2 protein-coding genes are annotated in these 3,448 nt (G+C 71.7%); one reads left to right on the top strand and one right to left on the bottom strand.

Annotation, left to right across the window (positions count from 1 at the left end):
* Positions 1-1,344: lipase family protein (locus BCF74_RS16905; RefSeq protein WP_106299090.1), on the bottom strand; the 1,344-nt coding region annotated here is incomplete at its 3' end.
* Positions 1,345-1,475: 131 nt separating this feature from the next.
* Here BCF74_RS16905 and BCF74_RS16910 point away from each other — a divergent pair.
* Positions 1,476-3,380 (top strand): Na+/H+ antiporter, encoded by a 1,905-nt coding sequence (locus BCF74_RS16910; RefSeq protein WP_106299091.1) that lies wholly within the window; start codon positions 1,476-1,478, stop codon positions 3,378-3,380.
* The last annotated feature ends 68 nt before the right edge of the window (positions 3,381-3,448 follow it).

Raw genomic sequence — 3,448 nt, forward strand, 5'->3', positions numbered from 1 at the left:
TCCAATTGGGTGAGCTCGGGACGAATCCGGTGTCCCCAACCGTCCAATTGGGTGAGCTCGGGACGGGCCGCTAGACCGCCCAGCAGGTGCTGATCTGGGGCACGCCGGCGAAGCGCGCCTCGAAGAACGCGAGCTCTCCGCCGCCGACGGCAGTGCCCCGCCGAGGTGGGTCGGCCCGACGTTCGTCGAGAGGCGGACGTTGGCGCCCTTGGCGCACCAGTCGCGGGCGAGCTGCTTGCCCACGGCGTACGGGATGACGTCGTCGGCGACCGAGTGCGAGATGAGGACTGGCACGGACGGCTTGATGGTGCCGATGCGGTTGTCGGCGATGACCGACGCGAACGGCTCCTCGTCGAGGTAGTCGAGCAGGCCGCGCCCGTCACGGGTCAACGTCGACGACTGCTGGAACGCGGCCTTGGGCAGGTCCGTGACGCAGTGGTTCTCGGTGTCCGCAGCCACCGCCTGTCCCCGCTCGTTGAGGTAGGAGTTGATGTCGATGCCGTACCCGGCCGACAGGCCGAGCAGCGCGAAGTTGAGGAACTCGGCATACAGCGAGCCATCGAGGTTCTGGGCCACCGCCTTGAGGTCCGCCGGGACCGCACCGGCGAGGGCACCCTTGACCCGCAGCTCGGGGGCATAGGTCGCGGTGAGCTCGGCCGCCGACGCACTCGCGCCGCCGCCCTGCGAGTAGCCGTAGATGCCCACCGGAGTCGTCGCAGTCAGCGTGGTTCCGTTGCGGCGCAACGCTGCTCGCGCCATGTCGAGGACGGCACGTCCCTGGACGACGCGGTTCATGTAGGTGTGCGTTCCCGGCGTCGAGAGACCCTGGTAGTCGGTGAACGCGACGGCGTACCCCCGCGTGACGAGCCCGGAGATGAACCCGGCTTCGTACTCGGTCACCGACTTGGCGAGCTGGCGCGACGGCGCGCACCGGTCACCCATGCCCTGGGTGCCCACGGCATATGAGATGAGCGGTCGCGCACCGAGCCCGAACCACGGTGCCTTCGGCTCGAGGATCGTGCCGGTGACGGCGATGGGCCGGCCCTGCCGGTCGAGCGAGGAGTACATGACCCGCGTCGACGTCACGACGGTCTGCGACAGGCCGAGCGGGTCGAGGAGGTAGGTCGCGGGCTCGGTGCGGATGATCGTGCCGGGTGTCCCGGGGATCGTCGCCGGCGGCTCGTAGAACGCGGGGCGAGGCGGCTCGGGGGTGTCGGTCACGGTCGTCGCACCGGCGGTGCCGGGCACGGAGTCCGGTCCGGCCGACGCGGGTGCGCCGAGGGTGACCGCGAGACCGAGGGCGAGGGCAGGGGCGAGGGCTCGTCGGAGCAGTGCTGACGTCATTGTCGAAGACCTTCCGCAGGGGTGTCGGGCGAGCGCGTGGGGGCACGCCGCCACTTCCACGCTACCGGCGGGTAATCTGACCGGCAACCGGAGCGGGGGCGACGGCCTCCGCCGTGACGGACAATGTGCCGGTGAACCTCGCCCTCACCCTCGCCGCGGTCGCCGTGACCGTCATCGTCGTCGCGCGGCTGTGTGCCCCGTTCGGCATCCCGTCGCCCATCGCGCTGCTCGGCGTGGGCATCGTCGGGTCCTACCTGCCGATCATCCCCCACCCCGAGCTCGAGCCCGACATCGTCCTGCTCGGGCTGCTGCCGCCCCTGCTCTATGCCGCGGCCCTGAACACCTCGCTCATCGACATCCGCGCGAACCGCGTCCCGATCCTCGGGCTCTCCGTCGGACTCGTCCTCTTCACCGCCCTCGGGGTCGGTCTCGTCGCGTGGGCCCTGCTGCCGATCCCCTTCGCGGTCGCTTTCGCGCTCGGCGCCATCGTCGCTCCCCCGGACGCCGTCGCCGCGACGGCCGTCGCCCGCACCATCGGGCTGCCCCGACGGGTCACGACGATCCTCGAGGGTGAGTCCCTGCTCAACGACGCCACCGCCCTCGTCAGCCTGCGCACCGCCATCGCCGCGGCCGGCCTCAGCGCCAACGTCCACGGGTTCGCCAGCCACGGCCCGGTGAGCTTCGGGTCGGTCACGCGCGACTTCGGCCTCGCCGTCGTCGGCGGTGTCGGCACCGGCTGGGTCGTCTACCTGCTCATCGCCTTCATCCGCAAGCACCTCGAGGAGGCGAGCGCGGACACGGCACTGTCGTTCGTCGCACCGTTCGCGTCCTACCTGCCGGCGGAGATGCTCGGCGCGAGCGGCGTCCTCGCGGTCGTCACGACCGGGCTGTTCCTCGCCCACAACGCGCCGCGCATCCAGTCGGCGTCGTCCCGGCTCAGCGAGCGCGTCAACTGGGCCAGCGTCACCTTCCTCCTCGAGAACGCCGTCTTCCTCCTCATCGGCCTGCAGTTCGCGCAGACCCTGCGCGACGTCACCGAGAGCGGGATCTCCCTCACCCGCGCCGTCCTCGTCGGACTCGTCGTCCTCCTCGCGGTGCTCGTGCTGCGGCCGCTGTGGCTCTTCCCGTTCAGCTGGGTGAGCGGTCGGCTGGGCGGCGCGGGCGGTATGTCCGCGCCCGCACCCCTCGTGGCCGTCACCTCCTGGGCCGGTATGCGCGGCGTGGTCACCCTCGCGGCCGCGCTCACCCTGCCCGCGGAGACGCCACTGCGGCCGACGCTCATCCTCATCGCTCTCGTCGTCACCGTCGGCACCCTCGGGCTCATGTCGTCGACGCTGCCGGCGCTGGCGCGTCGTCTCGACGTGCGCGGTCCCGACCCGCGTGAGGACGCTCTGCAGGAGGCGAGCGTCGTCCAGTTCACGACCGGTGCCGGCCTGCGCGCCCTCGACGCCGAGGTCACGCCGGACACCGATGACGTGGTCGTCGCCGACCTGCGCAGCCAGGCCGAGCAGCGGGTCAACCGGATCTGGGAGCGCCTGGGTGCTCTCGGACCGCGTGACGACGAGACGCCGAGCGAGACGCGGCGGCGGCTGCGGCTGGCGATGATGCGCGCCGAGCGCGAGGAGCTGCTGCGGATCCGCGACGAGGACGACGTCGACCACGACATCCTCAAGACGATCATGGCCGCCATGGACGCCGAGGAGGCCGCGCTGGCCTGGGGCCAGGAGCGGGCCAGCACGCTGCGCCAGGCCGAGCTGCGCGCTCCCGACCAGGTCGCGGGCGCCTGCGAGCACCTCGAGACCGAGCCGGACTGCGCCGTGCCCAACGAAGCCGAGGGGTGCCCGGACTGCCTGCGCGAGGGCCTGACGTGGGTGCACCTGCGGATCTGCGTGCACTGCGGCAACGTCGGCTGCTGCGACTCCTCGGTCGGCAAGCACGCCTCGAAGCACTTCCGCGACAGCACGCACCCGGTCATGCGCTCGCTCGAGCCGGGCGAGGCATGGCGGTGGTGCTTCGTGGACGAGGTCCTCGGCTGAGCGACGACAGCGTGAGGACCCGGAGCTCGTTCTACGAGCGAGGACCGGAGCGCCGAGGAGCTCAGCCC

This window comes from Knoellia remsis, assembly GCF_003002895.1.
Lineage (GTDB): Bacteria > Actinomycetota > Actinomycetes > Actinomycetales > Dermatophilaceae > Knoellia > Knoellia remsis.